Genomic DNA, 5,337 nt, shown 5'->3' with positions numbered 1-5,337 from the left:
GTCGGCGCGCTCGCCGGGAAAATCTGCGATAGCGCCGGTCAGCTCGCGCATCGCTCCGGAGACAGCGATGCCGAACACGCCTTGTCCGCCCTGCAGCAAGTCGACGACTTCTTCGGCCGAGGTGCACTCGTAAACCGTGGTCCCGTCGGAGAACAGCGTGATGTTGGCCAGGTCCTGCACGCCGCGCTGACGCAGGTGGTCAACCGCGACGCGGATGTTGTGCAAGGAGATCCCGGTGTCGAGCAAACGCTTGACGATCTTGAGCACGAGGATGTCTTTGAACGAGTACAGCCGTTGGCTGCCGGATCCGGCGGCGCTCCGGATCGACGGTACTACCAGTGAAGTGCGCGCCCAGTAGTCCAGCTGGCGATACGTGATCCCGGCGATCTGGCAGGCGCTCGGGCCGCGATAGCCGACCAGTTCGTCGGGTACCGAGTCGTCGGGGAACAAGCCACCTTGCACAGGTTCGCTCGACACGCGGATCGCCGGTTCGGGAATGGCTTCTGAACTGTCGTCGAGTGTGGTCACAGACTCGAGATCCAGTTGATCCTGACGTGGCTGGTCACCCACGGTGCATCCTCTCGCCGATCGCGCGCTCGTTACGGGCTGCCGTTTTCGCGTTTGCTCAATCGAGTGCTTGTGAGCATACGCTTTTCGACTCACTCTGGTGTTCGTAGAACTAATCAATTGAATTCAAAGTATGGCGGTCGAGGCGGTGACTCCACGCTATCCACCGGGCGTGTCGAGGTCGAACTCGCAGTTGAGACGCATCCGTGACGTTGCCGACTCGGGCGTGCCCTACTCGATAAATGCGTTCCGCATTTTTTTTGCGGGCCGACCTCGATTTTCGTTCTGCGCGCGTTCAGGTGGCCTTGAAATCGTCGGGCGAGACGCTGTCCAAAAATTCTTTGAACTTCTCCACTTCGTCCTCGCGAACGGCGGTGGATGGCTCGTCGTCGTTCTCGTCAGGAATCAGCAGGCCGGCCTCCGCGAGGACGGCTTCTTCGACGTAGATCGGTACGCCGACCCGTAAAGCGATGGCCACCGAATCCGATGGCCGCGCTGACACTGTGATGTTCCGGTCAAAGATCAAGTCGGCGTAGAACGTGCCTTCCTGCAGGTCGACGATGCGCACCTCTTTGAGCGAATGACCAAGCGCGGCAATGAGATCCCGAATCAGGTCATGGGTGAGCGGACGCGGCGGCTCGACTCCCTGCTGCTCGAGGGCGATCGCGGCGGCTTCGGACTGGCCGATCCAGATCGGCAGGTAGCGATCGCCGTCGGCCTCGCGCAGCAGGAGCACCGGCTGGTTCTGCGGCTGCTCGACGCGAATGCCGACGACGCGAACTTCACCCATCTGTGTCTGCCCTCCGCACGTGCTGCCGTGTCCGATCAGACCTGCTCCGACGTAGTGGTGCAAACACCATGCCGCCGAACGCAAGCTGTCGTTCCGAAGTCTAGTCCTTCAGCGGTGGAGAACGTCGCGCACTGCGGACTTGATCAACGAGGTGTGCAGCGTGATCGCCAGGGCGGCAACTTCGCGCGCGAGGTCGTCGGCGCGGTCTCGGGCGCCGGTCTTACCAGCCTTGACGAGGGGCCCGGCGATCTGCGCGATCAGGTCCGATTGCCGGTCGGCCGCCGAGCGGAATGCCCGCAGATGACGCGGCTCGACCCCGTAATCCGCGAGTGCTCGGGCGCACTGCAGGATCGCAGGCGCGTGCTCGTCGAAAAAGCCACCAGGGCCGGTGGTGATCACACCGGCTTTGAGCAGCGCCGTGAGCAGCTCGCCGTCCACCCCTGAACGGTCCAGCAGGTCTTCTCGGCTGAGCCGGACGCGGGCAGTGGACACCGCCGCCGGGTCCGCGGCGGCCGCCGCGGACCCATCGTCGCCGACCGACACCAATCGCGGTACACCGTAAGGCGATCCGCCCTGTGGCAGCTCGCCGTCGGGCTGCGCGTCCAGCTGGGCCTTGATCACCTTCAGCGGCAGGTACTGGTCACGCTGGGCGGTCAGGATGAAGCGCAGCCGCGCGCAGTCATAGGCGGTGAACCGGCGATAACCCGATGCCGCGCGCTGTGGCGTAACGAGACCCTCGGCTTCCAAGAAACGGATCTTGGAAATCGTCACATCCGGGAAGTCCGGTCGTAGCAGGTCGAGGACCGCTCCGATAGACATCCCGCTCAGTGCGGGGGTCTCGGGCGCGGTCACTAGCTTCCGGGCCCTCCGTCGTCACCGACCTTGGGGCCAGTCAGGAATACCAGGCGAAATTTGCCGATCTGCACCTCGTCGCCGTTGGCCAGCACGGCAGAGTCGACCGGCTCGCGGTTGACGTAGGTGCCATTCAGGCTGCCGACGTCGACCACGTGGAACTCGTCGGTCTCCAACCGGAATTCAGCGTGCCGACGGCTGACGGTGACGTCGTCGAGGAAGATGTCGCTGTCGGGATGGCGGCCGGCCGATGTGGTCGGTTGGTCGAGCAGGAAGCGCGAGCCGGCGTTCGGCCCCCGTTTGACGACCAGCAACGCTGAACCGACCGGCAGGCCTTCGACACCGGACACCGCGGTCTCCGAGCCCGACTGCGCGGGAGCGTCCAGTTCATTGAGGAAGTCCGCGCGGAAAACAGATGTCGTCTCCACGGTGACCTCATCAGAAGTCTGGTCGTTGTCCTTGTCCGTCACCCGCTGCTCCTCACTGACCGCTGCTGCGTTGTCTGGTTGGGTCCGGTCGGCCGGTTTCCCACCCGCTGTGGCCGTCGATGTGACGACCGTACCGCGCACAGGAGCCCAATGTGCCGTCCCCCGCCGGATCGGCGGCGACATCTGATCGCCGTCCGAGTCCGGCCTCGGTCCGGCGTGCATCGGTGCCGGGCGCAGGGAACGATAACAAGGGTCATTCGGCCAGCGTGCCGCGGTAGGTCTCGGCGTCCAGCAGCTCGTCGAATCCTTTCTCCAGGGCCCCGGCGTCGACCTGGAGGTCGATCAGCCAGCCGCCGCCGTAGGGGTCGGAGTTGACCAGCTCGGGGGTGGCTTCTAAATCTTCATTGACAGCAACAACTTTCGCCGTCACCGGTGCATAAAGGTCCGACACGGACTTGGTCGATTCCACTTCACCGAACGCGTCCCCCGCAGACAGGTCACTACCCACGTCAGGCAGCCGGACGAATACGACGTCGCCGAGGGCCTGCTGGGCGAAGTCCGTGATCCCTACCCGGACGGTGTCATCCCCGGTCCGCCGAATCCACTCGTGTTCGGCGGTGTAGTGCAAATCAGGCGGGATTTCGCTCACGGTTTTCCTGTTCTGGTCGGTTACTACTTGACGGGCTGAGCGTATTGGCGCGGTTTTGGTTGTCGCAAGGCGGTGATGTCGACCTTGTCGTCCTGCTGCACCGACATGGTGCCGCCGACGCGTTTGACGCTGTCCACCGCGCCGCCGGGAATGTTCATCGCCGCCGCAAGCGTCGGTGGATCACCAATGGCAACAACCGAATACGGCGGGATCAAGGTTTTGCCGTCGACGATAAGTGCACCGGGAGCACCGACGATCCAGGTGTCGACGCCGGTTCGCACCGCCTCGTGCCCATCGCTGATCTGGATGGCCTCGGCGCCGGCGGCCCGTAGTTCGTCGAGCACGTCGAGCATCGCCTGCGGCGCAACCCCGGGCCCGGGATCCTCGATCCGCACGGTGACACCGGGGCCGGTGGCGCCGACCGTGCCGATCAGGATCGACAACGCCGCCAGCCGGGCCTGAGCGTTCTGGATGGCGGCCTGGTCGCTGCTGCCCGACGCCTGCAAGGCGTTCAACGAGCGCTGCAGTTCGGCGACCTCGGTGTTCAGCGTCGCTTCGCGTTGACGCAGCGAATCCAGCAGCACCAGCAGGTCCGCGGGACGGGCCGTATCCAGCGAGTCGCCGGTGTTGGTCTGGCGCACCTGGGTTGCGATCGCCACGCCCAGCAGCAGGCACAGGATCAGGGCCAGTGTGCCGAAAACTGTGCGGCCGCGTCGCAGGAATCCGCGGGGCTGCAATTCGCCGATCGCGGGTTTCGGTTGGTGCGGCCCCAGTTCGTGCCGACCGTGCTGCTCGGCCTCCGCGGCCTGCTCGACGTCTGCGGGCTTTCCGGCGTTTTCGCCGTCGGGGTGGAGCGACTCCGCGGCGGTGTCGTCGGCTTCGGGATCGGTGTCGCTCATGTCGGCCCTGTATCCGTTACGCGCCGAAGAGTCGGCGCCGCAGCGCCGCGGCGTTCCCGAAGATGCGGATACCCAGTACGACGATGATCGCCGTCGACAGCTGCGTGCCGACGCCCAGCTGGTCGCCGACGTAGACGATCAGCGCCGCGACCAGCACGTTGAACACGAACGACACCACGAACACCTTCGGGTCGAAAATCCGCTCCAGGTACGCCCGCAACCCGCCGAACACCGCGTCGAGTGCGGCGACGACCGCGATCGGCAGATAGGGCTGGATGACCTCCGGCACGCTGGGGTGAAAGACCAGGCCCAGCACGATACCGACGGCCAGCGCTGCGATACCGATCATCCCTGCTCTGCCTCCACTAGCTCTATATTCGGCCCTAGGTTTTCGCGCACTACGACGAACCAATCTGTTTGGCGAACTTGACATCTCGGACCGCCCCGGCCGGCAGCGTGAGATTGTCCTTGGCGCTGACGTTCACGCCGACGCCATATGACGTCTCCAGGAGCCGTAGCCTGCGTAGGCCCGGGCTGTTGTCGAACACGTCTTGCATCCCATGCGGCGGGCCGACCGCCAGAACCGCGTACGGGCTGGTGGTGGGGTTGTTGTCGACGAGTATCGCGCCCCCGGCCTGCCGGATGGTCACGTTCGGGCCGATCCGGACTCCGTCGACGGCGATAGCCTCGGCGCCGCTGGCCCACAACGAGTTGACTACCAATTGCAGGTCCCGATCGAGAATGATCTGCTGGCTGCCGCCGACTCGCTGCTTGGAGACGTCGGACAGGTTCGGGCTGACGGCGGGCTCGGTCACGGTGACGCTCAGACCCGGACCGGCGACCGGGGTGCTCGCGGCGGCCAGGCTGAGCCGGTCGAGGTTGGCGAGCAGTCGCTGGCCCGCGGCGTCTTCGGCCAACGCGTGCCGTTGAACGTCATCACGTTGTGCGGAAAGCGCATTGCGATGCTTGGTGAGCTCGCCGGTCGTCGCCTCTTCGGAACGCACGCCGGCCGCCAACACCCGTTGCGCAGCGCTGACCCCTGGTGCGACCAGCCGGGCCTGCGCGACGGCCGCGGCGAACACCGATGCCACCAGCAACGCGGCCAGCGCTTGCCAGACCCAGCTCATGGCTCGGGCTCGACGGGACGGTGGC

Annotated in this window: 8 protein-coding genes; all 8 read right to left on the bottom strand. The window is 65.4% G+C overall.

Annotation, left to right across the window (positions count from 1 at the left end; all coding sequences use genetic code 11):
- The coding region (locus VN856_RS17500; RefSeq protein ID WP_325691229.1) for a MerR family transcriptional regulator at nt 1-570 on the bottom strand (570 nt) is incomplete at its 3' end.
- 292 nt (nt 571-862) lie between these two features.
- Nucleotides 863-1,357, bottom strand: a complete 495-nt coding sequence (locus VN856_RS17495) for a bifunctional nuclease family protein (RefSeq protein WP_325691227.1) — start codon at nt 1,355-1,357, stop codon at nt 863-865.
- Between the two features lie 108 nt (nt 1,358-1,465).
- Nucleotides 1,466-2,209: a MerR family transcriptional regulator gene (locus VN856_RS17490; protein WP_325691225.1), complete on the bottom strand. Its 744-nt coding sequence runs from the start codon at nt 2,207-2,209 to the stop codon at nt 1,466-1,468.
- Nucleotides 2,209-2,679: a glycogen accumulation regulator GarA gene (gene garA / locus VN856_RS17485; RefSeq protein ID WP_325691224.1), complete on the bottom strand. Its 471-nt coding sequence runs from the start codon at nt 2,677-2,679 to the stop codon at nt 2,209-2,211. The genes VN856_RS17490 and garA overlap by 1 nt, the downstream gene beginning before the upstream one ends.
- A 211-nt stretch (nt 2,680-2,890) precedes the next feature.
- Entirely contained in the window at nt 2,891-3,286 is a 396-nt protein-coding gene (gene gcvH / locus VN856_RS17480) for a glycine cleavage system protein GcvH (protein ID WP_325691222.1), read from the bottom strand.
- A 23-nt stretch (nt 3,287-3,309) separates the two neighbouring features.
- Entirely contained in the window at nt 3,310-4,185 is an 876-nt protein-coding gene (locus VN856_RS17475) for a DUF881 domain-containing protein (RefSeq protein ID WP_325691220.1), read from the bottom strand.
- Between the two features lie 16 nt (nt 4,186-4,201).
- Entirely contained in the window at nt 4,202-4,534 is a 333-nt protein-coding gene (locus VN856_RS17470) for a small basic family protein (protein ID WP_325691218.1), read from the bottom strand.
- Between the two features lie 49 nt (nt 4,535-4,583).
- Nucleotides 4,584-5,337: DUF881 domain-containing protein (locus VN856_RS17465; protein WP_325691216.1), on the bottom strand; the 754-nt coding region annotated here is incomplete at its 5' end.

The organism is Mycobacterium sp. (assembly GCF_035603715.1).
Lineage (GTDB): Bacteria > Actinomycetota > Actinomycetes > Mycobacteriales > Mycobacteriaceae > Mycobacterium.
Note: the sequence above shows the minus strand (reverse complement) of the source record. Positions and strands in the feature narration are given on the sequence as shown.

Excerpts from the sequence above, each read along its gene's own strand:
- VN856_RS17495 (WP_325691227.1), bottom strand. The coding sequence starts at position 1,357 with ATGGGTGAAGTTCGCGTCGTCGGCATTCGCGTCGAGCAGCCGCAGAAC.
- VN856_RS17475 (WP_325691220.1), bottom strand. The coding sequence starts at position 4,185 with ATGAGCGACACCGATCCCGAAGCCGACGACACCGCCGCGGAGTCGCTC.
- VN856_RS17470 (WP_325691218.1), bottom strand. The coding sequence starts at position 4,534 with ATGATCGGTATCGCAGCGCTGGCCGTCGGTATCGTGCTGGGCCTGGTC.